The 23317-nt window shown below is 36.0% G+C and carries 26 protein-coding genes; 18 read left to right on the forward strand and 8 right to left on the reverse strand.

What is annotated here, in order from left to right; translation table 11 throughout:
• The first annotated feature begins 127 nt into the window (after nucleotides 1-127).
• From bamA to BALOs_RS02275, 12 genes are all read left to right on the forward strand, one after another.
• A complete protein-coding gene (gene bamA, locus BALOs_RS02220) occupies nucleotides 128-2362 on the forward strand; it encodes an outer membrane protein assembly factor BamA (RefSeq protein ID WP_158536868.1) in 2235 nt (744 codons plus the stop codon).
• A gap of 16 nt (nucleotides 2363-2378) precedes the next feature.
• Nucleotides 2379-2879 carry an OmpH family outer membrane protein gene (locus tag BALOs_RS02225; RefSeq protein ID WP_115361902.1) on the forward strand — a complete coding sequence of 167 codons (501 nt, stop codon included), beginning with the start codon at nucleotides 2379-2381 and terminating at the stop codon, nucleotides 2877-2879.
• A gap of 76 nt (nucleotides 2880-2955) precedes the next feature.
• The gene (lpxD, locus tag BALOs_RS02230; protein ID WP_120404167.1) at nucleotides 2956-3978 is read left to right on the forward strand and encodes a UDP-3-O-(3-hydroxymyristoyl)glucosamine N-acyltransferase; all 1023 of its coding nucleotides are present in this window, start codon (nucleotides 2956-2958) and stop codon (nucleotides 3976-3978) included.
• An 8-nt stretch (nucleotides 3979-3986) separates the two neighbouring features.
• Nucleotides 3987-4463: a 3-hydroxyacyl-ACP dehydratase FabZ family protein gene (locus BALOs_RS02235; protein ID WP_115361898.1), complete on the forward strand. Its 477-nt coding sequence runs from the start codon at nucleotides 3987-3989 to the stop codon at nucleotides 4461-4463.
• Between the two features lie 17 nt (nucleotides 4464-4480).
• Nucleotides 4481-5284: an acyl-ACP--UDP-N-acetylglucosamine O-acyltransferase gene (lpxA, locus tag BALOs_RS02240; RefSeq protein ID WP_233500256.1), complete on the forward strand. Its 804-nt coding sequence runs from the start codon at nucleotides 4481-4483 to the stop codon at nucleotides 5282-5284.
• A gap of 16 nt (nucleotides 5285-5300) precedes the next feature.
• Nucleotides 5301-6248, forward strand: a complete 948-nt coding sequence (locus BALOs_RS02245; RefSeq protein ID WP_120404168.1) for a Gfo/Idh/MocA family protein — start codon at nucleotides 5301-5303, stop codon at nucleotides 6246-6248.
• A complete protein-coding gene (gene lpxB / locus BALOs_RS02250; RefSeq protein WP_120404169.1) occupies nucleotides 6245-7381 on the forward strand; it encodes a lipid-A-disaccharide synthase in 1137 nt (378 codons plus the stop codon). Before BALOs_RS02245 ends, lpxB begins: the two co-directional genes overlap by 4 nt.
• A 15-nt stretch (nucleotides 7382-7396) precedes the next feature.
• Nucleotides 7397-8488 carry a tetraacyldisaccharide 4'-kinase gene (lpxK, locus tag BALOs_RS02255; RefSeq protein ID WP_120404170.1) on the forward strand — a complete coding sequence of 364 codons (1092 nt, stop codon included), beginning with the start codon at nucleotides 7397-7399 and terminating at the stop codon, nucleotides 8486-8488.
• A complete protein-coding gene (locus BALOs_RS02260; protein WP_162929498.1) occupies nucleotides 8481-9566 on the forward strand; it encodes a DUF3108 domain-containing protein in 1086 nt (361 codons plus the stop codon). Before lpxK ends, BALOs_RS02260 begins: the two co-directional genes overlap by 8 nt.
• A complete protein-coding gene (locus BALOs_RS02265; RefSeq protein WP_133296937.1) occupies nucleotides 9566-10714 on the forward strand; it encodes a glycosyltransferase in 1149 nt (382 codons plus the stop codon). Before BALOs_RS02260 ends, BALOs_RS02265 begins: the two co-directional genes overlap by 1 nt.
• Nucleotides 10715-10877: 163 nt before the next feature.
• A complete protein-coding gene (locus BALOs_RS02270; RefSeq protein WP_115361886.1) occupies nucleotides 10878-12611 on the forward strand; it encodes a 30S ribosomal protein S1 in 1734 nt (577 codons plus the stop codon).
• A gap of 455 nt (nucleotides 12612-13066) precedes the next feature.
• Nucleotides 13067-13903 carry a type II secretion system protein gene (locus BALOs_RS02275; RefSeq protein WP_120404171.1) on the forward strand — a complete coding sequence of 279 codons (837 nt, stop codon included), beginning with the start codon at nucleotides 13067-13069 and terminating at the stop codon, nucleotides 13901-13903.
• A 3-nt stretch (nucleotides 13904-13906) separates the two neighbouring features.
• Here the strand turns inward: BALOs_RS02275 and BALOs_RS02280 are convergent, their stop codons facing one another.
• A complete protein-coding gene (locus BALOs_RS02280; RefSeq protein ID WP_115361881.1) occupies nucleotides 13907-14194 on the reverse strand; it encodes a hypothetical protein in 288 nt (95 codons plus the stop codon).
• A 50-nt stretch (nucleotides 14195-14244) separates the two neighbouring features.
• On the opposite strand from BALOs_RS02280, the gene BALOs_RS02285 reads away from it, so the two are divergent.
• The gene (locus BALOs_RS02285) at nucleotides 14245-14592 is read left to right on the forward strand and encodes a hypothetical protein (protein ID WP_115361879.1); all 348 of its coding nucleotides are present in this window, start codon (nucleotides 14245-14247) and stop codon (nucleotides 14590-14592) included.
• Between the two features lie 99 nt (nucleotides 14593-14691).
• Nucleotides 14692-14964, forward strand: coding sequence for a peptidylprolyl isomerase (locus tag BALOs_RS02290; protein WP_115361877.1), 273 nt, complete (start codon nucleotides 14692-14694; stop codon nucleotides 14962-14964).
• Between the two features lie 3 nt (nucleotides 14965-14967).
• Here BALOs_RS02290 and BALOs_RS02295 read toward each other — a convergent pair whose 3' ends face one another.
• From BALOs_RS02295 to coaBC, 4 genes are read right to left on the reverse strand one after another with little or no spacing between them, the layout of a single operon-like run.
• Entirely contained in the window at nucleotides 14968-15321 is a 354-nt protein-coding gene (locus BALOs_RS02295) for a hypothetical protein (RefSeq protein WP_115361875.1), read from the reverse strand.
• Nucleotides 15322-15351: 30 nt separating this feature from the next.
• On the reverse strand, nucleotides 15352-16671 hold the full coding sequence (gene hflX, locus BALOs_RS02300; protein WP_120404172.1) for a GTPase HflX: 1320 nt from the start codon (nucleotides 16669-16671) through the stop codon (nucleotides 15352-15354).
• Nucleotides 16664-17533 carry a pantoate--beta-alanine ligase gene (gene panC, locus BALOs_RS02305; protein ID WP_115361871.1) on the reverse strand — a complete coding sequence of 290 codons (870 nt, stop codon included), beginning with the start codon at nucleotides 17531-17533 and terminating at the stop codon, nucleotides 16664-16666. Before panC ends, hflX begins: the two co-directional genes overlap by 8 nt.
• The gene (gene coaBC / locus BALOs_RS02310; protein ID WP_120404173.1) at nucleotides 17533-18756 is read right to left on the reverse strand and encodes a bifunctional phosphopantothenoylcysteine decarboxylase/phosphopantothenate--cysteine ligase CoaBC; all 1224 of its coding nucleotides are present in this window, start codon (nucleotides 18754-18756) and stop codon (nucleotides 17533-17535) included. Before coaBC ends, panC begins: the two co-directional genes overlap by 1 nt.
• A gap of 99 nt (nucleotides 18757-18855) precedes the next feature.
• Between coaBC and BALOs_RS15115 the strand changes: the two genes are divergently transcribed.
• Nucleotides 18856-19080 (forward strand): hypothetical protein, encoded by a 225-nt coding sequence (locus tag BALOs_RS15115; RefSeq protein WP_133296935.1) that lies wholly within the window; start codon nucleotides 18856-18858, stop codon nucleotides 19078-19080.
• On the opposite strand, the gene BALOs_RS02315 is transcribed toward BALOs_RS15115, so the two are convergent.
• Genes BALOs_RS02315 through BALOs_RS02325 form a run of 3 tightly spaced genes read right to left on the reverse strand, consistent with a single transcriptional unit; the run spans nucleotide 19012 to nucleotide 21413 of the window.
• Nucleotides 19012-19686 carry a type III pantothenate kinase gene (locus tag BALOs_RS02315; RefSeq protein ID WP_115361868.1) on the reverse strand — a complete coding sequence of 225 codons (675 nt, stop codon included), beginning with the start codon at nucleotides 19684-19686 and terminating at the stop codon, nucleotides 19012-19014. The genes BALOs_RS15115 and BALOs_RS02315 overlap by 69 nt on opposite strands.
• The gene (gene panB / locus BALOs_RS02320) at nucleotides 19667-20473 is read right to left on the reverse strand and encodes a 3-methyl-2-oxobutanoate hydroxymethyltransferase (protein WP_120404174.1); all 807 of its coding nucleotides are present in this window, start codon (nucleotides 20471-20473) and stop codon (nucleotides 19667-19669) included. The genes BALOs_RS02315 and panB overlap by 20 nt, the downstream gene beginning before the upstream one ends.
• Complete coding sequence (locus BALOs_RS02325) at nucleotides 20445-21413, reverse strand: NAD(P)-binding domain-containing protein (RefSeq protein WP_115361864.1); 969 nt, start codon at nucleotides 21411-21413, stop codon at nucleotides 20445-20447. Before BALOs_RS02325 ends, panB begins: the two co-directional genes overlap by 29 nt.
• 39 nt (nucleotides 21414-21452) lie before the next feature.
• Here BALOs_RS02325 and BALOs_RS02330 point away from each other — a divergent pair, with 39 nt between their 5' ends.
• From BALOs_RS02330 to BALOs_RS02340, 3 genes are read left to right on the forward strand one after another with little or no spacing between them, the layout of a single operon-like run.
• A complete protein-coding gene (locus BALOs_RS02330; RefSeq protein WP_115361862.1) occupies nucleotides 21453-22253 on the forward strand; it encodes an aminotransferase class IV in 801 nt (266 codons plus the stop codon).
• Nucleotides 22250-22462: a DNA gyrase inhibitor YacG gene (locus tag BALOs_RS02335; protein ID WP_199506641.1), complete on the forward strand. Its 213-nt coding sequence runs from the start codon at nucleotides 22250-22252 to the stop codon at nucleotides 22460-22462. Before BALOs_RS02330 ends, BALOs_RS02335 begins: the two co-directional genes overlap by 4 nt.
• Nucleotides 22446-23288, forward strand: a complete 843-nt coding sequence (locus BALOs_RS02340; RefSeq protein ID WP_115361860.1) for an inositol monophosphatase family protein — start codon at nucleotides 22446-22448, stop codon at nucleotides 23286-23288. The genes BALOs_RS02335 and BALOs_RS02340 overlap by 17 nt, the downstream gene beginning before the upstream one ends.
• Nucleotides 23289-23317: the final 29 nt, after the last annotated feature.

Genomic DNA, 23317 nt, shown 5'->3' on the forward strand with positions numbered 1-23317 from the left:
TTTTCTTTTTGTAACTTTGTAAGATTGTTGATATTTTTTTACTCAAGTATTTTTTGTCAGCATGCACACAAGACAAAATCACGGAGACTGAATGATTAACTCTTGGAAGAGTTTTATATATATTATTGTGTTTTCAATAACCTTCAATGTTATTGCAAATGAAATAGGTCCTACTAAACGTCTGTTTAAAATTTCAGATGTTCAAATTCAAGGTCTAAAGAAAGTAGAGAAAGAAGCTGTTCTTGATAAGCTTCGCGCGCGTAAAGGTCTTACTCTGACAAATGAGATTCTCTTTAACGATATCGAGACTATTTATAACTTAAAATATTTTGAATCAGTTGAAGCTCACCAAGAGGGACAGAAGCTAATTTTCAAAGTTGTAGAAAAGCCAATTGTGGCAAAGATCATTTTTAAAGGAAATGATGAAGTTGATAAAGATGATTTGAGTGAAGGTCTAAAAACCAGAGAATACTCAATCCTTGATGTTAACTCAATACAGGCCGATGTTCGTAAGATGGAAAAGACTTACGAAGAAAAGGGCTTCTACCTTGCAAATGTTTCATATGAAATTAGAAGAGTTAACAATGAGAATGTTCATCTAATTTATCACATCAGTGAGTACGATAAAGTTCGTGTTAAAAAGATTACCTTCCTAGGTCTTACAGCGTTTGCTGAAGAAGAGCTTAAGTCAATAATGGAAACAAGAGAGGAGAGTCTCTTCTCGTTCCTATCGGGCTCTGGAAATTTTAAAGAGCTAAACTTTAAAACAGATATTGAGCGTCTTAAGTACTTCTATTCAACGAAGGGTTACTTACAAGTTAATGTGGCAGTTCCGGAAGTTACAGTTTCAGAAGATAAGAAATGGGTCTTTATTACTGTAAAAATTAAAGAGGGACCAAAGTTTGAAGTACGTGATATTTACTTCCAAGGTGAACTTCTTTTTACAGAAGAAGAGCTTCTTGAAAAAACTCAGCTTAAGGCCGGAGAAGTTTACTCTGAGGAATTACTTAGAAAAGATATTCAACGTCTAACAGAATCTTATCAAGATCTTGGTTATGCTTTTGCCAACGTTATTAGAAATATCCAATTAGTTCCAGGTGAGAATCGAGTTGATATTCAATACTCTTTCGAGAAAGGAAAGCTTGCTAAGTTTGGTCGTATCTCAATTACTGGTAACTCAAAAACTCGTGATAAAGTTGTTCGTCGTGAATTAAAGATTCATGAGGGTGGCAAATATTCTGGTACAGGCCTTAGAGAATCTAAAGAGAATGTTAATCGTTTAGGTTTCTTTGAACCAGGAAGTGTTGTTTTCAATACTGTTTCAGCTCCGGGACAGGATGATGTTCTCGATGTTGAAATTAGTGTTAAAGAGAAAAGTACTGGACAGATTTCAGTTGGAGCCGGTTATTCAACTGCAACAGGTGGATTCTTCCAAGCCTCAGTTTCTCAAAATAACTTTAGAGGACTAGGACAACAGCTTTCATTCTCTACCAATCTTGCAAAAGAAACACAGAACTTCTCTCTGTCATTTACTGAACCATACTTTATGGATTCTAAGTGGACTTTAGGTGGAGAGATTTTTAGAACAGTCGATACACAACTTGACTCATATGATTATAAGAAACATGGTTTTGCAGCTCGAGTCGGTTACCCAATTTTTGAATACACAAGACTTTATACTACTTATAAACTTGAAGAAACTGAACTTACAGATATCAAAGACCAAACGGTTGATGAAAATGAAGCGGGTGTTACTTCTTCTGCAAGAGTTGCTGTTGTTAAAGACAAGCGAAATAACCGTTTTGAGCCAACTGATGGTTATTACTGGAATGTGGCAACAGAGTACGCAGGTATAGGTGGTGACAAGAAGTGGTGGAAGAATGAAATTGATATTCGTTACTTCTATCCTGTTTGGAAAGAGTTAGTCTTTAGAAGTCGTCTATATACTGGTAAAATTGAAGACAAGGGTGTTCCAATTCCACGAAATGAGAAATTCTCACTTGGTGGTGCAAGAAACTTAAGAGGGTACGATATCGAAGATATTGGACCTAAGGAGACGGCAAAGAACTCAGATGGTGAAGATGAAGAGTTTAATATTGGTGCTCCATTTACGGCATTTACAACTCTTGAGTTAGAGCATCCTCTAGCAAAAGAAGCGGGACTTAAGTTTGTTACTTTCTTTGATGCTGGTACTGCTGCTGATTTCAACAATGTTGATAAAATATATATGGATTATGGGTTTGGTTTCCGTTGGTTCTCACCAATTGGTGTACTAAGGTTTGAGTGGGGTATTCCTATCAACCCTGATGAGGACATGAACGGCGGGACGAAATTCCATTTTGATATTGGGCAATTATTCTAATTCGTAAGGAGACGATATGAAAAACTTATTAATGGTTGGATTACTTTTTTCTTCTTTAACTGCAAGTGCGATGAATATTGGGCGAGTTGATGTTCAAAAAGTTCTACTATCTGTTAAAGAGTCAAAGCAAATTAAGGACAAGCTGCAAAAAGAAATCGATAAGAAGCAAGCCGAACTTAAGAAAGAAGAAGAATCTCTAGTAAAAGAGAAAGAGAAGTTTGAGAAACAAGCTCTTGTTATGAATGAGAAAACAAAGCAGAAGAAAGGTCAGGAACTTCAAAAGAAATTCTTCACTTTTCAACAAAAAATGCAAAAGTATCAGGGAGAGCTTGCTAAGATGGAACAAAGTGCAAAAGGTCCTATCTTAAATAAAATTAAAGCTGTTGTTGAAGAAGTTTCTAAAAAGAAAGGTCTTGATTGGACATATGAAACATCAACAACTCCAATTCTTTACATTAAGAAAGTTACTGACATCACAAATGATGTTATTACAGCTTACGATAAGAAACATAAGTAATTTTTTACTGATATAGACTCTTTTAAGGGAATACTTCATGTATTCCCTTTTGTCGTTTTAAAGGAGGAGGTAAAAAGTGAAAGTTAGTCTTGAAAGCCTCATCAAAAATGATTCAGATTTAAAGTTATTAGCAGGAAATAAAGATTTATCTTTGAATAGTATTTCTTCAATTGAGGAAATTAATGATGAAGAGGTCTTATTTTTAGGAAATAAAAAGTTCTTTAAAAAATATCAACAGGCCAAAGTCGAAAATAAAATTGTAATTATTATCGATGAAAAGCTTTATGAAGAATTAGATCAAGAAGATAGAGAGTATCTATCAAATAATACACTCGCTCTGTTAACTTCTAGTAATATTCCAATTTCAATTACAAAAGCATCAAAGGTTTTCTATGAAAAGCAAAGAGGTAGTATTGCTTTTGAGCTTGATGGTAGAAAAGATGGAAGTGCTAAGATTCACCCTTCTGTAAAAATTGCTGAAGGTGTTTTCATCGGCGAAAATGTCGAAATTGAAAGCGATTGTTTTATCATGCCTGGTTGCGTGATTATGCCAAATGTTAAAATCTCTCAGGGAACGACTCTTTATTCAAATGTGACAATTTATCCCGAAACTGTCATTGGAAAGAATTGTCGAATCCATGGAGGAACTACTATTGGTAGTGATGGCTTTGGTTATAATTTCCATCAAGGCGTTCATCATAAAATCTGGCACTTCGGTGGAGTTGTTATTGGTGACGATGTGGAAATCGGTGCGAATTCTTGTGTGGATCAAGGAACATTTACACCGACACGTATTGGAAGTGGAACTAAAATAGATAATCATGTTCAAGTTGGTCATAATGTTCAACTTGGGAAAGGTGTAATTCTGTGCGGACAGGTTGCAATCGGTGGAAGTACAAAGATAGGTGATTATGCCGTCTTTGGTGGTAAGTCTGCTGTCGCTGACAACTTAGAAGTAGGAATGGCCGCTCAGATCTCTGGTGGATCAACTGTTATCGGTAATGTGGCCGCGCAGGAAACTGTTGGAGGTTATCCTGCAAGGCCAATGCGTGAATTTTTAAGATCAATTGCCTTTATTAGAAAGAATATTAAAAGGTAGGTAAGGTTATGCATTTAAGCAAAGAAGAAGTAATGAAAATTCTCCCTCACAGGGAACCGTTTTTATTTGTTGATGAAATTACAAGTGTTGAAGCGACTGGTGAGGTCAATGATATCAAAGATCTAGTTGGTGCTGTTGTTAAAGGAAATTATACAACGAGAGAAGACCATCCAATTTTTGCTGGTCACTTCCCTGGGAATCCTATTCTTCCAGGTGTTGTTCAAGTTGAAATGATGGCCCAGTTCACTTCATTCCAGTTAAAACTTTATTATAAAAATTTAGAAGAAGGTGACTTCGAAGTTGCGCTATTATCAATTGAGGGTGCAAAGTTTAGAAAGCCTGTCTATCCAGGGATGAGATTAGAAATTGAGACTGTTTGTACAAAAATGCGAACAGGGTTTTTACAAAATGATTGTAAGATTTTTCACAATGGAGAATTAATGAGCCAGTGTCAGGTCTTAGCAACTTTTAAAGTTAAAGAATAACAAGCAAGGAGCTCATTATGAGTGATATGAATGAAAGATTCCATCCGACTGCACTTATTTCTGAAGGTGCAGAAATTGGAGAGGGGACAACAATAGGTGCATATTGCATTATTGGTCCAAATGTAAAGATTGGAAAAAACTGTGAAATTAGAAATCACGTTATTATAAATGGTCATACTAAAATTGGTGACAATAATAAGTTTTATCAATTTTGCTCTATCGGTGAAGAACCACAAGACTTAACTTATAAAGAAGATCCAACAGAAGTTGAAATTGGTGATAATAATGTAATGAGAGAATATGTCTCAATTCACCGTGGAACGATGAAGGATCGCCAAAAAACATCTCTAGGTAGTAATTGTCTTCTTATGGCAAAAGTTCACCTGGGTCACGATGTAGTTGTTGGGGATCGAGTAATCATGGCCAATTCGACAAACCTCGCAGGTCACGTAAAAGTCGGTAATAAAGTTATTATTGGTGGTGGAACAAATATTTCACAATTTGTTAAAGTTGCAGAGGGAGCATATATCGGTGGTGCTTCTGCAATTGATAAAGATATTCCTCTTTATTGTACTGCTTATGGAAATCGCGCAAAGCTTCGTGGAATCAATATTATTGGTCTTCGTCGTGCTGGAGTAGAAAGAAATGCTATTTCAGAAATCGTTGATTTCTTCCGTGATATGGAAGCTTCTACGTATTCTCCTCGTACATTTGTTGAAACAGAAGAGCTTATGAAGCCATATGCGAATAATGAAATTATTGCACAAATTAAAGAACATATTATTTCGACGAAAATGGGAATTGCACCATTTTTAACTTAAGAACTAGGTTTTAATTATGACAAAAGTAAAAGTTGCTTCAATTGGATTTGGTCACCTCGGACAGTGGCATGCTCAGAAGGCCCATCAATTAGATGGATGTGAACTGATTGCTATTGTAGAGCCTTATGAGCCGAATCAGAAAAAAGCACAGGAAGAATATCCAGAAACAAAAATTGTTTCAGATATCAAAGAAGTGATGAATGAGATTGATGCTGCTGTTATTGCAACACCTACAAGTTATCACTATGAAATAGCTAAAAGCCTCCTTGAAAATGGAAAACATGTTTTTTGTGAAAAACCTGTAACGGTAACAGTTGAAGAAGCTAAGGAATTAAAAGAACTAGCTTCTAAAGCGGGTGTTAAGTTACAAGTTGGACATAGTGAAAGATGTCACCAGGTTTGGGAGAGATTAGAAGAGTTTGGTGAGATCGTTAAAAATAATAACGTCGCAACTATTGTAAGAAATTCTCCTTTTAAAGGAAGGGCCGCAGATGTTGGAGTTGTTGAGGACTTGATGATTCATGATCTCGATCTTGCTCTGATGTTATTTGGTAAGCCTAAGTCAATTAGAGCTTATGGAATGAAGGTTCTCACTGATAAATTTGATCATGTTAAAGCACTATTAAATTACGGTCATTCTGTTGTAACAATTGAGAACTCTCGAAATGATGTAAAGACAGAACGAAGTGTTCAGTTAAATTCTGCTAATGGAATCTTAAGAGTCGATCTTCTAAATAATAAAGTTTCTTATTCAAAAGATATTAAATCTGATAGTGAACAAGAAATTCACGAGTTTGACTATGAGAAGAGAGATCATCTCTATATTGAGCAAGAAAAATTCTATAATTCAATTACAAATAATACTGAAGAATTTGTAACAATTGATGATGGGATTGCTGCAATGGAATTAATTGCTGCCGTAAATACTTCATTGAATGAAAACAAAGAGGTTAACTTAGTTTGAAAAGCTGTCTAATTATTGCTGGTGAGAAATCTGGTGAAGAACATGCAATGACATTTCTTCCGTCCCTTAAAGAAGGGGCTTCGGATATCCATTTCTATGGAGTAGGCGGTAGTCAGATGAAAGAGTCTGGCGTTGAACTGCTATATGAATTAAAGGACTTCTCAACTTGGGGAGTCACTGAAGCAATAAGAAAGGTTCCTTTTTACTACAAGGCATATCGTCATCTTATCGATGAAGTAAAGAAGAGAGATACTAAGGTTGCTATACTGATTGATTTTCAAACCTTTAATCTAAAGTTAGCAATGAAACTTGAGAAATTAGGCGTAAAAGTTCTCTATTATGTTGCACCTCAGGCATGGGTTTGGAAAGAATGGAGAACGAAGTATCTCCAACAATCTGTTGATACGCTTTTTTGCATCTTACCCTTTGAAAAAAAGTGGTTTATGGATCGTGGTGTAAGTAAGGCCATTACAATTGAGCATCCTCTTTTGAAAAAGACAAAGCCGCTTCTTAAAGATTTTACACGCAGAAGTGTAGACTTTAAGAATGAAGAATTTAACTTACTTCTTCTTCCTGGTAGTCGTCGGTTTGAAATTGAATTTATGCTTCCAGAGTTCATAAAGGCCGTAAGAAGTCTTAAAGAAAAATATAATTTTAACTTAACTATTGTTAAAGCAAGCTCTGTTGATAATGAACTCTTCTCTCGCTTTGAAGGTGAGTTTGATAAAATTTATCGTGATGATCAATTAGATGAAGCATTAAAAGAAGCAGATTTTTCTTTTGCAACTAGTGGTACGGTAAATCTCTCACTTGCCTTATATGGTGTACCAAGTGTTATTTCTTATGATTTAAATTTACTCAATACTTTTATTGCTGAGAATATCGTAAAATATAAGGGATTTGTTTCAATTCCTAATCTCATTCTCGGACATGATGTCTATCCTGAGTTATTAGGAGATGCTTTTGGCCATTATAATTTAGAGAGGAAGGCAAAAGAGTTATTTGAAAATAAAGAACGTTATGAGTTTGTTATTAATGAACTCAAGAAAGTAAAAGAATTAACTGAGGGAGAGGATATTGAGATCTCTCAGTATTTGATTGATAAGCTTAAGCAAGCTTACCCTGAAGGATAATAGGAAAAAAGACTCATGAGTCAGTTAAATGTAAAAGTTTTCAACATGCTATCCCTGCTTCTTACTCCAGTAAGTTTCTTGTGGGAATGGATCTATCGTCTTCGTCGTTTCGCATTTAAGATGGGAGTTTTTAATTCTTCAAAGTTTGAAGTGCCTATTATTAGTATTGGAAACCTATCTCTTGGTGGAACTGGTAAAACACCATTCACTTTATGGATAGGGAATTATCTAAATGACTCACTAGAAAAAAAGACAATGGTTCTAACAAGAGGTTATAAAGGCGAGCTTGAAAACTCTAGCGGAATTATTAAAACGGGAAAGAAAATATCTGAAAACCCATTTGTTTTTGGAGATGAGGCCCTAGTTTTAAGTCGAAACTTAAAGAATGCTAGTGTTGTTGTTGGAGCTGATCGTAGAGATAATCTAAGACGCTACTATGAAGAAGAAAAGGCCGATATCGTCCTACTTGATGATGGGTTTCAGCATTTAAAAATAGAGCGTGATTTAAATATCGTACTATTTGACTCTCTTTTACCGATTTCTAAATATCATTGTCCACCTAGGGGATATCTTAGAGAGGGACTAAGTGCTCTTAAGGAAGCAGATGTCGTCTTATTTGGACGAGCTGACTTGGTTGATAGAAGCGAATTAGATGAATTGGAAAAGTTTGTCCTTACTCACTGTAAGAAAGATACACCAAGTGGTCAGTTTAAGTATGCACCTGGGGCGATTAGAAATCTCTTACACGAAGAAGATATTGCTCTTGATGAATTAAATGGAAAGAATGTTATTTGTGTATCTGGGTTAGCTTCACCACAGTCTTTTTTAAAGTTAGTTAAACAGCTAAACGCCAATATAGTTGATGATTTTAATTTTCCTGACCATCACCTATATAAAGTCAATGAGTTAGAAAGCTTAGTGTCCTTAGCGGAAGAAAAGGATGCCATCATTCTTACAACAGAAAAAGATATTGTTAAAATGAAGAGGTGTTCAAGTAGTGAGCGCATCCATTACTTACAAATTGGAATTGAATTTCTAAAGGGTGAGGAATTGGTAAAACAAAGAATAAATTCTGTTATTAGAGACTCTAGGGGGCAAGTTGAATAAACTTCTTTCAATCATACTTCTTCTATTACTTGTTAGTTGTGCTGGGGCACTTATGCAAGGTGAGAGTGATGAAAAAGATCTCGTTGAGATCTTTGAAAATGGTGACCGTGAAACCTTGGAAAAGTTTAAAACAGAAAATCCTGTTGCTGAACCATCATTGAAGTCTGCAACTCAAGAGCCAACTAAAGAAGAAAAAGAAATCGTCAAAAAAGAAAAGGCCAAAGAGAAGAAGCTTAAAGAAAAAGTAACCAAAAAGAAGATAGAGAAAAAAGAAGAAAAAATTATAAACCCTCAGACTCTTGATGATTATCCTGAGCAATATATTGCGATTGATGAAAAATCTAAAGAGTATTGGAAGTCTTATCGTCCAATGTATTTAATTGGTGAAGAATTTAAGTTTGAAATTGGGTGGTCAATTTTTAAAGCAGGTACAGCAACCATTAGAACAATGCCAATGGCGACAATGGGCGGTAAAGAAGTTCTCCATGTTAATGGGCTTTTAGAATCTGCAGAATACTTTGAAGGTATTTATAAGTTAAAAGATACACTCGATGTTTATGTTGATATTGAAAAAGGTGGCTTTTCACCTCTTAAGTATGAAATGAAGCAAAGAGAGTCTGGTCAGCTTGTTGATGATCTACAATTATTTGATCATGATAAGTTAAAGACTTATTTCTTTTATCATCGCTTAAAAGATGGAAAGACTAAGAATAAAAAGATTCAAGAATACTTACCACGTTATTTTACTGACTCTTTCTCTGCATTATATTTCCTGCGCGGGCTACCAATGAAAATTGGTTCAAAATTTGAATTCCCAATTGTAACAAGAGGGAAGGTTTGGATCTTAAAAGCAGAAGTGGATAATGTAGAAGAAGTCGAAGTCATGAATAAGAAGTTTCAGGCTTATCGAATAACAGCTCAAACTCAGTTTCCTGGTGTTTTGAAAAAGTCTGGAGATATTAACTTTTGGTTCTCAACTGATGAGAGTCGAATGCTTCTAAAATTTGCCGCTAAAATTAAAATAGGTGCTGTAAAAGGTGAGCTTATTAGTCATAAGAAAGGTGAATATAAGAAATAATGATGATTAATATCTTTAGAAAACAACAAAATATTCTCTACGTATCACCTACGTATAACTCTGGCTCTAGAGAGAGAATGCTCATTAGAGATTGCTTATTGCTAAAAGAAATTGGGCATAATATTTTTCTATACTGTTTAAAAGACTCGTTTCTACATCGTGAATGTAAGAAGGCGGGGATTGATTGTATTTTTCATACAGGGACAACAAAGCTTCGTGTCTGGAATTGGTATAAGTTAAATAAACTTAGAGGTATCATCAAAAGATACGATATTAATATTGTTCATTGCTATCAATTAAACTTTCTTTGGCCTTTAGCCTCTTATTTAAGAAAGAGAAATCTCACTGCCTTATTCTTTACAATTAATTTTGAAATGAAGAAGTTTTACAAGCAGTTCTGGTATCGTCCATTAATTAAAAGGATCGATCTGATCTTTATTCCTTTTAGAGAGATGATAGAGTCAATCAATGCTCATATGGATGTTCCCGTAAGAAAGATTTATTCTTCAGGTCTTGGTGTCGATAAAATTAACTTTGATCAGAAGTATACTTTCGATGAGGAAAGCCTAACACACTTATCTTGCTGGGTTAATGATCATGAAGTTGAATTAAATGACTTAACTGTCTGTCTTGAAAGTTTATGGGCCTTAAATCTCGACAGCACAATGCCAAAGCGCTTTAAATTACATATTTTCTCTAATCGTAAATGGAAAAGAAATATACTTTATAAGCCGCTTCAGGAAAAAATTGCAGAATATAAGCTTGAGAATTATGTCGAGTTTCATGAGGCCGATGATATTTACAATGTACGCTCTGATATTTGGATATCATATACTTCAAAGTCACCAATTGAAGATTATGCACTCTTGGCCATCTTAAAAGGAATTCCAACTGTTGTGCCGCGTAATGCCACAACTCAGGAACTTCATCGAATTTATCATGGCTCCCTTGAAACTTATCGACAAGGAGATGCAAGAGAGCTTAGATCCAAGGTGAAAGAGATCGTCTTAAAGAATAAAGAGTATAAGCAGGCGTGTTTTAATTCTCGTGATGAATTATGGAATGAGCACGGTATTGATGGCTATAAATACAATTTATTCAAACTCTACGAAAAGCACCTTAATAAACGTATAAGATTCTATAATTAATAGGTTTTATTGTTGACGTAGAGTCCCAAAAATCATAAGATGCGCAAAATCAAAAAATGTAAATTGTCTTCAGTAGAAGAGATTTGCGCTAAAGGCTTTGCCTTTAGATATCAAAATTAAGACGCTGATTGGACACTTTCAGTTGTCTGCCGTGAGGTAAATTATGACAGATTTAAACAATCTAAAACAATCTTGGATGCAAGATTACGAAGTTGTTCTTGGTGAAGACATCGAGACAAAGGAAGAGACAGAGTTTTCGAAACTATTAGATTCGACAGAAACTCCAACTTTCACAGAAGGTGAAGTTTTCAAAGGTAAAGTTGTTAACATTTCACCAGACTATGTTCTTGTTGACATTGGTTACAAGCAAGAAGGACTAGTTCCAAAAAGAGAATTCACTAACTACGATGGTTCTCTAAAAGTATCTATGGGTGACGAAATTGAAGTTTATTTAGATAAGCTAGAGTCACACCTAGGAAACCTTGTTCTTTCAATGGACAAAGCTCAAATCCTTAAAGCTTGGGATAAAATTTCTGAAGCTTGTGAAGATGGTACTCCAGTTACTGGTACTGTTGTTGCAAAAGTTAAGGGTGGTCTTTCTGTTGATATCGGTGTTAAGGCATTCTTACCAGGTTCACAAATTGATGTTAGACCTACTAGAAACCTTGATAAGTACATCGGTAAAAAGATGGAATTCAAAGTTATTAAATTCAACAAGAAACGTGGAAACATCGTTCTTTCTAGAAGAGCTATTCTTCAAGAAGAAAGAGGTAAACTACGTGGCGAAGTTCTTTCTCAAATTGAAGAAGGAATGGTTGTTAAGGGTATCGTTAAAAACATCACTGATTACGGTGCATTCATCGATCTAGGTGGAATTGACGGTCTTCTACACATCACTGATATGTCATGGGGACGTGTTAAGCACCCATCTAATATCCTAACTCTTGGTGACGAAATCGAAGTTAAGATTCTTAAGTTTGATAAAGAAAAAGAAAGAGTATCTCTTGGTCTTAAGCAAGTTCAAGATAATCCATGGGAAACTGCTAACGAGAAATACGTTGCAGGAACTAAAGTTAAAGGTGAAATCGTATCTGTTAAAGATTACGGTATCTTCATTGAACTTGATGACGGAATCGAAGGTCTAATCCACGTTTCTGAAATGTCATGGACAAACTCTATCAAGAACCCAACTAAGCACTTCACTGTAGGTGAAATTGTTGAAGCTCAGGTTCTAGAAGTAGATGTAGAAAACAAGAGAATCTCTCTTGGTATCAAGCAACTTCAAGAAAACCCATGGGATGCTCTAGAAGCTAAGTTCCCTGTTGGTTCAAAAGTTAACGGAAAAATCAAATCAATTGTTGAATTTGGAATCTTCGTTGACCTTGGAGAAGAAGTAGATGCACTAATTCACGTATCTGATTTCTCTTGGACTAAGAAGAATATCAACCTAAACGAAGAATACAATGTTGGTGACGAGATTGAAGCTGCTGTAGTTTCAGTTGATAAAGAAAACCAAAAATTCTGTCTAGGTGTTAAACAACTTAAAGAAGATCCTTGGAAGAAGATTGAAACAAGACTTCCAGTTGGTACAATCGTTGAAGCTCAAATCGTTAGAGTAACTGATTTTGGTGCTTTCGTTGAACTTGAAACTGGTATTGAAGGTCTAGTTCACATCTCTGAACTATCTGAAGATAGAGTTGAGAAGCCAGAAGACGTAGTTAAGAAAGGTGACGTAGTTAAGGCTATGGTTATCTCTCTTGATAAAGATGCGAAGAAAATCGCTCTTTCTATCAAGTCTGCTCTAAACTCTGATACTCAAGGAATGCAACAAGATGTAGTTAAGTCTGCAACTCTTGGTGACGTTCTTAAGGGTTTCAACCTAGGAAATGAGGAGTAAGCAACCGCAAAATTGACTGGCTAAGGCCAGTCTATTGTTTGCGGTGCTAGCTCCCCTCAAAAGGAGCAAGCAACTGACCGAGAGGAGTGCATTTATGCACGACGGTTCGACTCAGGAGCAATGGGAAAGTCTCCGTAAGGAACCTCCCGCAATCATGAAGTGATTGCAAAAAAAGAATATCTTAAATAAAAAGATATATAAGGCCACCGAAAGGTGGCCTTTTTTGTTTGTGGTGAACAACCGAATCACGCGAGCTTCGCTCTTTGATTCTTGAATCACATCCATCTCTGCTTCAAAACTGTCCATTGGGGCACTTTTGCCGCAGGATGAGCAAAAAATATCTAAGATAAAATAGATATATAGGGCCACCAAAAGGTGGCCTTTTTTGTACAAGTTCCCGAAACTACATGAAATACCTACTACCATAAAATCCATTTATCCACTAAAATATACCCATGCTTAAATTTACGAAAAATGAGAATGGTTTTACCTTAATGGAAATAGTTATTGCTGCGGGACTTTTGGGTTTCTTAGCTTTAGCGTTTATGAAATATCAGCAAAATCAGATTAAATCGACAAAGACAAATATCAATAAAACCGAGTTAAATAACTACTTTCAGGGGATGAAGGCCTATATGGGGAAGCCTGGAACTTGTAAAAGAACTTTTGAGAAGCTTGGACGCTTAGAGAATCGATTAATAGTAGAAAAGATTTTAAGACCTGATGGTGAAGCAAAGTATTCTCTTGAAGAAAAAGTGGCCGGTACTAACTATATTCTTTCATCGATGTATATAAGTGATTTATTTGTTAATAAGATTGAAGATCGCGAACTTCACCGCGGTGAGGCCGTCTTAAACGTTGAGCTTACGCGAATAAATAATGCTTCCTATGGAGCGAAAAAACTAAATAAGAGTTTTGAGATTGATATGTATGTTGATAATGAGAATAAGATCTCAGATTGTGGTGTTTTAGGAGGGCTTTATCTCCCTCTTGGTCCTTCTGTAATTTCTGATACGCAAGCCACTAATGAATCTCAGGATGATAGCAGTAGTGAGAGTGTAAGTTCTGCAGATGACAGCAGTAGTGAGAGTTTAAGTTCAAAGGATGATATGGACAAGGTCTTTCAAAGGTCTATACAAGAAGCAAGTCAGAAAACAGGACAGCAAATTTCACAGGAAGATATCAAGAAGGCCGTTCAAGATAGTCCTGAACTTCAAAAGGCAATGGAGTCTTTAAAGGTACTTCAAGAATCAAATAAGAAGATGGAAGCCTTGATGAACGAAGAGTTTTAGCTCTTATTGATGAATCTTTCCATCGGGAAGACAAATTGAGCAACTACCTTCTTCTTCGATATGGGATGCAATTTCTTCATCCATCATTTCTTTGAGTTTTTCAATTTTATCAGCATTTGCACCTAGAGATTTAATGAGTGTTTCTGAAACTGAAGGGATAATAAGCTTTATATCAAGCCCCATTTCCTCAAGTTCCTCTGACTTCTCATATGCACGGTCTGCGTCTTCCATTGAAAACTCATATAGGGTAGAATTAGATAAGTTATCAATAATTTTAATGCGACTCGACATAAGATCTCCATTTCGATTATTGTTTTAATGTAACATATCAGGACCTAAACGTGAAAATTAAAAAACTATTCTTTCTATCCGACAACCAAATGATGATCACTGCTATAGAGGCTTTAGGCAAAGAGGTTGGAGGAGAGTTTTTTACGCTTTCAAATGAAGATGATGCTTTCCATTTTATCCGAGATATTGTGCCTGAAGTCATTCTCGTCGATATTTCAACAATTTCAGCTGAAACAATTAAGAAAATCGAAGCTGAATTTTGTGAAAAAATTCCAGTTGTAGAGCTCGTAACTAAGGGAGAAGAAGGCGCAAAGCGCGTCATTCAAGCACCTCTTGATATTGCAAATCTCATGTCTAATCTCGATCGTATTTGTGGAGACTTCAATGGAGAAGGATGAGTTTTACATGTGGCTGGGACTGGCCGTTATCTTACTTGTAATAATAGGAACATACTATTGGCGATTTCATTCTTAAAAAATCTATTCAAAGGAAATAACATGAGCAAGATTCGTTGTGCCCACATATTGGTGGATCAAGAATTTGAAGCAAAAGACTTATTAAAAAAGATGCAAGAGGGGAAGAGCTTCGAAGAGCTTGCAAAAGATTATTCGAATTGTCCTTCTGGGCAACAAGGTGGAGATCTTGGTGAGTTTGGAAAGGGAATGATGGTGGCACCATTTGAAAAAGCTGCATTTTCTCTTGAGGTTGGTGAAATGTCACCAATCGTTAGAACGCAATTTGGCTACCACTTAATTAAGCGATTGGCCTAGCTCTTAAGGTTGAGCAGGGCACTTGCTATCAAGAACTAGTACTTTACCTTCTGAATCATTAATAGCAAGGCATGAGCTCTTCTTGGCCTTGATATTTTTGATTATCTCGTTATGGATTGCTATACAATGTCCATAGCCTGGAAGAGTGAAGATATCATGCCCTCTTGTACTATACATATTGAGGCCATTAATAAAGCCTTGGCAATCAAGAACAATTTTATCGTATTTCTTATTCTTGATTAAGAACATAAAGTCCATATCAGTTCGATGATATGATTCTACGTCGATTGTTGTTATTCCAGCAGAAGCTGTCGATGCTATAAAGCTAAATATTAATGCGAGTATAATTTTCTTCATACTCGCTTGTCGGATTATTTAAGATTAAATTTAGATTTCTTTAAGAAGAGGGTCGTGTGGCCCAAGCTCAAATTTTTGTAAACCTAATGGATTATAAATAAAGTCAGGTACTCGGACTTGATAGTAGATCCCTTTTTCATGATTAGTTGTCTTAATTACGTTAGTTTTTGAAACAACGATTGAATGGGCAGCTCCAGCATCATAAGGAATAAATAGGTCGTAATTATTTTGTTTTTCTAAGAAGTAATCTACGACATATTGGCGTAAATTATCAATGTCAGCTTTATCAAAACTTGAAATTACGAAGCTATTTGGATGCTTTCTCTTAATAATATTTTCAGCTATTTTATCATTTAATTTATCTTTCTTATTAAAGATAATGATACGTTCTTTGTCTTCAAGCCCTAGTTCTTTAAGAACATTGTTAGTAACTTCAAGATGTTTTTCGTAATTTGGGTCACTAATATCACAAACAATCATAAGAAGATCAGCTTCAAGAGCAGATTCAAGAGTAGTTTTAAAACCATCAATTAGAGTGTTTGGTAGGTTTGATAAGAAACCAACCGTATCGATAAGGATCATTGGCGGTTTTGTATCTGGATTTAACATCCTAAAAGTTGAGTCAAGTGTTGCAAAGAGCTTGTCTTCTTCAAGTACATCAACACGACATAGGCGATTCATTAAAGAAGATTTACCTGCATTGGTGTATCCAACGAGTGCTGTCGTAATTGCTTTTTTTGACCTGCGCTTCTTTTGTTCAATACGAGACTTTTCAACTTCTTTAAGTTCACGTTTATAGAATTCAATTCTTTCGCGAATAATACGACGGTCAAGCTCAATTTGTTGCTCACCCTCTCCACCGCGAACACCAATACCACCTTTTTGACGGCCAAGGTGTGACCAGAATCCGGCCAGTCGTGGAAGAATATATTGAAGACGAGCAATTTCAATTTGAATACGTGCTTCTTTTGTTCTTGCGTGCTCTGAGAAGATCTCAAGAATAATGTGGCAACGATCAACGACAGATAGCCCTGTCAGCTTCTTGATATTTCTAATTTGCGAAGAAGTTAACTCACAGTCAAAAACGAGTAGAGATGAGCCTTCGGCCTTTGCCGCTGCTGCAATTTCTTCAAGCTTCCCTGTTCCTAAAATCGTTCCAGCATCAACAGTCTTCTTATTTTGAATATACTGTTCACCTGTTTCAATATTTAAAGTGCGCATTAGCTCTCGAAGCTCTTCTAAACTTCGAAGAGTGTCTTTTTCTGTCGCATGTTCTTTAAACTTAGGACAAATTAAAGAGACAAGGGAGGCCTTTGCCTCACGTGAGATATAAAATTCATTATCAAGCATATGTAATTTCCACTAGTCGGTTATCGATGATTCTCGTTGGACGATCTCCAACAAAATAAGCTCCAGCGATAACAACTTCTTTTGTATTTTGATCAACATCTTCAAGAGTCTTGCTATCTAGAATATCTAGATAGTCCCAGGCCTTATCACTTAGTGTTGATTCTAGTATTTCATTTAATTGTGCTCCAGCGTCTACCCAAGTATTGAACTTTAAAAGAGATTCAATAACTTCTAATTTAGTAGGAAGATTTAGAGCGATTTCTTTTTCTTCGTTTGATAAGTAACCATTTCGTGAAGAGAGGGCAAGTCCCGATTCTTCTCTTATAATTGGTACGGTTTTAATATCGATATTTAAATTTAAGTCCTGTGCCATCTTACGAATAACACATACTTGTTGGTAATCTTTTTGTCCAAAGTAAGCACGAGCAGGATTTATTAGAGTAAATAATTGGTAGACTACAGTTGTCACTCCTGCAAAATGAGTTGGACGACTCTTTCCACAAAGCTTTTCAGTTATTCCAGAAACACTAATCGTTGTATTGAATCCTGGAGGATAAACTTCGGTATTACCCTCTGGCATGAAAACGATAATATCGTTAGCACGATTGCCCGCAGTTTCTTTTATCTTATCGAGATCTTCCTGAGGAGTTCTTGGGTATGTTGAGAGGTCTTCATTTGCACTAAATTGTTTTGGGTTAACAAAAATTGTTAGAACAACTTGCTGACAGTCATTAAGAGCACTTTCAAGTAAGCTCATGTGTCCAGCATGAAGATTTCCCATTGTTGGAACAAGTCCAAGACTTTGGTGGGAAACTTCCTTCATTGTGTTAATAAGTTCATTACGTTTTGTGATAACTTTCACTATTTAATCCTCTCAAATATTTCTTTGGCCAATTGAAGCTTTGAAAGTTCTCCTTCAAAAGCAACTTTTCCATTTTCAAGAATCGTATATGTTGCACTATCATTGCCAAATCCTTGGCGTTCTTTATCACAAAGTCCACTATTTACATGAGTACCTATTAATAGCTTTGTTGGTTTACGGTTATATTTGCTTTCCAGGACTTCTTTAGTCATTTGTGTCTCAGCTGCAAATCCAACAATACATTGAGAAGGACTTTGATTTGAAACTACATAGCTTAGAATATCCTGTGCTTTTTCAAATTCAAGTGAATTTGAGAGAGTGTCTTTCTTTAACTTGTCACCAGCGGTTTTAAATTTAAGATCACTAATAGCGGCAGTTGAAATATATGTATCAAAACGATTCTCAAGAGATTTCACTGCTTCATACATCTCATCCGTTGTACGAACCTTAATGATTTTAACTCCTGGAAGTTTTGCTAGGTGCTTAAAGCCATCGCATGAATTTTCTCCTAAAAGAACTGTGGTGCGATTGCCAAGGCGAAGGGATTGTTTTGCTATCTCAAGTCCTGTCTTTCCTGATGAAGGATTCGTCACAAAACGAACAGGATCAATTGGAGCAACTGTTGCACCTGCTGTAATGACAACATGAGGAGAGTTATCAGTGATACCAAGGTTTATGGCATCGTAATTTGTTAGCACTTCTTCTACATCGGGAATTTTTCCACTACCAGTATCACCGCAGGCGAGTGTTCCACTCTGTGGTGGATATATATAGATATGATCATGCTTATCAAGACGATTTATTAAATCAATATTTTCTTGGGTAATTGGATTGGTCCACATCGAAGTGTTCATGGCCGGGTAAATAATTGTTTGAAACTTATCCCATCCTGCGAGGAAGACACTACTAAGTAGGTCATTGGCCTGACCCATGGCAAGCTTGGCTATCGTATTGGCACTGGCCGGGTAGATATGGAGCTTGTCGGCCCACTTTGCTAATTCTATATGAAGTACACTCTTTGACTCAATACTGCCGCTAAAGTCAGCATTAGCTTCATAAACTTCTTGGGCGCCAAGGTATGAGTATAGGTTTGGGCAAACAAATTCCTTTGCTCCATTTGTTAAAATGACTTTTACTTGGTGGCCGGCCTTAACAAGTCCTCTGACAAACTCAATTGACTTGTAAGCGGAAACTGAACCACATACACCTACTAATATTTTCATATAGTTAACTTTATGGTTGTTAATACCCTGAGACTCCCTTATATATGTTTTAAAGGGTTTAGGCCATTGAATTTGAAACGATGTAACAAAGGTAAGTATATGAAATTTGGTAAGTTTTCGATTATTTCACAACGCGACGTTCAAGCATTGGGAGATACTTGTGAGCCAATTTATATAAACTATGATCACATTGTATCAATGAAGCCAATTAATATTGTTATTGATGGTGAAGTGCAAGAAGGTTACTGGATCCGACTAAGTAATGGGAAGAAGTACCGAGCTATCGAAATCCCTGCTAAGTTCAAAGAGAGCATGGTGCATTAGATCGCCTTGTTCATCTGCACAGTCTTGAAAGTTTCTAGCGTCACCACCGGTTACGATAACTTGATCAGTCTGAAATTTCTGAATTTCATTTTTAATCATTGAAAGATATTGAGTGAATGCTGTGCTAATGGCCTCTTTCGTATTTGCACATTCTCCTGCTTTTACATTATCAACTAGAGGAAGATTTTGTGAAAATGCCGGATAAGCTTTGAGGTAATTCCCAAGTCCAAGGTAGATGGGCCCGCCTCGATGGATTCCACTCTCTATATAGTCAAAAGTAATAAAACTACCCGCATCGATAATGAGAATATTTTCATTTGGAAACTTCTTTTGAAGATAATGTGAAATGATTTTTCGATCCACACCAAATGTTGATTGATCATAAGTAGACTTGAAGTCTTCTATTAGCTCAGCTGCAGCTATGGCAGACGATGGTAATTTGTGGATAATATTTTTGGATACATTTGAAAAAATAATTTTTTCATCTTTTTGAAATGTTGGATTAAAGTCTTCTGGCGTATAGCGAGTGATCTTTGAAAGAATATTATTTTCAAACTTCGCTACTTTAATAAATGTGTTGCCACTATCAATGGTGTAAGTCGGCATTATCAATTCCTTGAGGAATTTTCTTATCCTGAATATACTTTGAAACAAGCTCTAGCTTTAAGTCGTAAAAATTTGCAATTGGCTTACAGAAATTAGGGTACTTTCCTGGACCCATCTTTAAAAGGTCGTTGATTACGAGAACCTGTCCATCTGTAGCGTTGCCTGCACCAATGCCAATTGTTGGAATTGAAATCTCTTTTGTAATAAGATTTGCAATCTCTTCTGTTACACACTCAAGTACTAGGGAAAAACATCCGGCAGCTTCTAAGTCTTTTGCCTCTTTTAAAAGTCTTTCTTTATCGGCATCAGTCTTACCATGAGTATAGTATCCACCTTGTTGATGAACACTTTGAGGAGTTAAACCGATATGTCCCATTACAGGAATTCCACTTTGAGTTAAGCGGGTGATAATCTCAAGTTGATGAGGGAAGGCGCCTTCAAGTTTTAAGGCTTCAGCTTTTGTTTGTTGATAAATCTTGGTCGCATTTTCAATGGCCTTATTAAAAGTAGAATAAGAACCAAAAGGCATATCGACAATGACGAATTTATTAGGAGCACCTCTTTTAACGGCCGCTCCAAAGATTGCCATTTCTTCTAAGCTTACTTCAACAGTTGTATCGTATCCTAAAACGACATTTCCAAGACTGTCGCCAACGAGAATCATATCTAATTGAGTCTCATTTAACATTTGCGCTGTTTGGAAGTCATAGCAAGTGAGAACTTGCAGTGAAGTTTTAGTCTTTTCGGCTTTGAAGCTTCTAATTTTTCTCGTTGTTAACTTTTTCATTCACATGAACCAATTTTTTTCCAAAGCGTTGATAAACTTTGGAAATTTCAAGATTATCCCACTCACTTATAGCTTGTTTCAGTTGCATTTGGAAATCACTATGAAGAATTTCATGGGCAAATTGGCCATTATCGATTTCATTGTAGATTTTATGGAGTTTCTGCTGGTACCCTTCATCAAATATCAGTGACTTAGCCCTCTCTCCACCCATGAAAGCATTAGGTGAAATTAATTTAAGAAGAGCACTTGGCCCGTGTTTAATCATAGCATCAGCAATGAGTTTTACCTCATGCCAACATTCGATATATGCAATCTCCGGCGAGTGACCCTTATTTACAAGAGTTTCAAAAGAAAGGCGTGCGGCCTGTGGAATGACTGAGCAAAGAAGAGACTGCTCTGAAAATAAATCACAAATTGTTTCTTCTTTAAAACTGCTCTCAATTGGACCGACAGTAATACCCAAATCTTTGGCCAAGTTTTTAAGGGCATCTTTAGATTTAGCATCGCTATTGATAACAGCAGTTAAAGGAGCTTTTGTTTCATAACCAAATCTTAATTCACTTGCGATGGCCTTCGGTGCTAAGAGCATATGTTCGTGATGGGGAAGTAGCTTCCTTAGTTCATCGTATATAACACTGTAACCATGGGCATAAATAAATTTTTGCTTACTTTTCTTATTAGAAAATTTAAGTGAAGTTAAAATCTCTTTATGGGTATCATCAGGTGTAAGGATAATGATAAATTCGTATTGAGGTAGTGCAAGATTTTCAATATCAAGAACCTTAAAGCCTAATTCGTTGGCCAGCTCTATAGAAGAGCTATTTGATCGAAGGCCAATATGAATATTTCGCTTTGAGTCTCTTAGGTTCATTGCCCAAGATTTTGCTTGAGAGCCAAAGCCAATAATTAGAATTTCTTGATTATCACTATCTGTCATCATGATTTTTAGATATCATGTTTTATAACAATAAGGAAAGTTATGGCACAGGAAGTAATCTATTTTTCGAGAAAAGGTTTATCGGCAAGAGATGCATTTATTAATGAGGGGAACTTATGGGGGAATTCATTCTTTACCACGGCCCTTGTTCGCTCAGGTAAGGCCATATTTTGGGATCAACATCGAGCTCGACTTGAAAAGTGCTTCGAGTTTTGTTGGCCTAAGCAATTTGATAAAGGGCTTATTGATGAAGCACAATTAGCGACGGCCCAAATATTAGATGAATTTGTCCACATTGATCATGCTTATTTGAGAATAACTTTCTATCGTGAGTTATCTGGTGATATTCAGTTTTGGATATGGGCCTTAGAAAAAGAACAGGTGACTACACCTTTAAAGTTAACAACTCACTGTTATTATCCTGATCGAAATTTTCCCGACTATTTAAAACGTAGCGATTATCAATATCAGTTTAAAATAAGAAAAGAGGCCATTTTTAATGGTTATGATGATGTTCTCTTACTAGATCACGATTCGTATTTATTGGAGCTTCCCACGTCAAACCTAATTCTGAAAAAAGGGGATACTTATATAACTCCAACAGCAGAATATGGAGTCTTAGATGGAATTACTCTTGATCGCGTAAGATTTATGCTAAGTGAAACAGGCCATGAATTTAAAGAAATGCGAGTACATGCTGCTGAACTACATGAATTTGATAGCTGTTTTGCGACGAGTTCATTTAATGGCATAAGGCATATTTCAAGTATAGGTGAAGTAGCATATAATGAAGATAGTAAGATAAAAGATATGATCAAAGAATTTTACGGAGAAATTTGGTGACAAAGAAGTTGAATGTTAAGTGTCCTGAATGCTCACAAGAGTTTAATTATTATGAAAGTGAATTTAGACCATTTTGTAGTGAAAAATGTAAGATGGTTGATTTAGGGATGTGGCTAACTGAGAATTATACAGTGGCTTCACATGAGCCTCTTTCAGACTCTGACCTTGAAGCAGTTATAAAGAAGAGACAGGATGAAGAAGATTACTAAGAAAGATTTATTAGCTTATGAAGCGCAGCTTATTTCAATAGCAAAGGGAGCAGGTAAGATTCTTTCTCCTTATCAAAAAGATTTAGCTAATTTAAAAATTGATATTAAAGAAGCTCAAGGGGCAGTCTCTGCAGCAGACCATGCTTCTGAAGAGTATATAATTAAAAAGCTTAAAAAGTTAAATCCAGAGATTCCTGTTTTGGCCGAAGAAGACTTTTATAAGAAGTATCAAGGCAATTATAAATATTTAAAAGAATATCAAGACCATGATTATATGTGGGTTATTGATCCTTTGGATGGTACGAATAATTTTGTTCATGGACTTGAGCATTATTGTATTAGCCTCTCCTTAACATATAAACTTCAACCGGTTGTTGGAGTTATCTATATCCCTGAACGCAAAGAGACTTATTGTGCAACTAAAGGCAACGGTTCATACTTTATTAAGGGAAAAGATAAGAAGAGACTCAAGCAAAATAAATCTCGTTCAAAAGGTTTCTTATTAGCAACAGGCTTTGCTACTGAAAAAGGCAAGCCGTTCAATGATGAATTCCGTAAGTTTAAAAAAGTCATGACAAGTATCTCCGCTGTGAGAAGATTGGGCTCGGCGGCCATCGACTTATGTTATGTGGCCCAAGGAATCTTTGATGGTTTTTGGGAGAAGGGGCTTGCTCCTTGGGATGTGGCCGCAGGAAAGATCATTTGTTTAGAAGCTGGGGCAAAAATAACTGAGTATAATGGTCATGATCATAATATTTTTTCTAAGACAATCATAGTTGGCAGAAATCCTCTTTATAAGAAACTTAGTGAAATGGTTTCTGACTAAAAAACTCACCTTATAAATGGAAATAATGG

It is taken from the genome of Halobacteriovorax sp. BALOs_7, assembly GCF_003612895.1.
In the GTDB taxonomy this organism is placed as follows: domain Bacteria; phylum Bdellovibrionota; class Bacteriovoracia; order Bacteriovoracales; family Bacteriovoracaceae; genus Halobacteriovorax_A; species Halobacteriovorax_A vibrionivorans.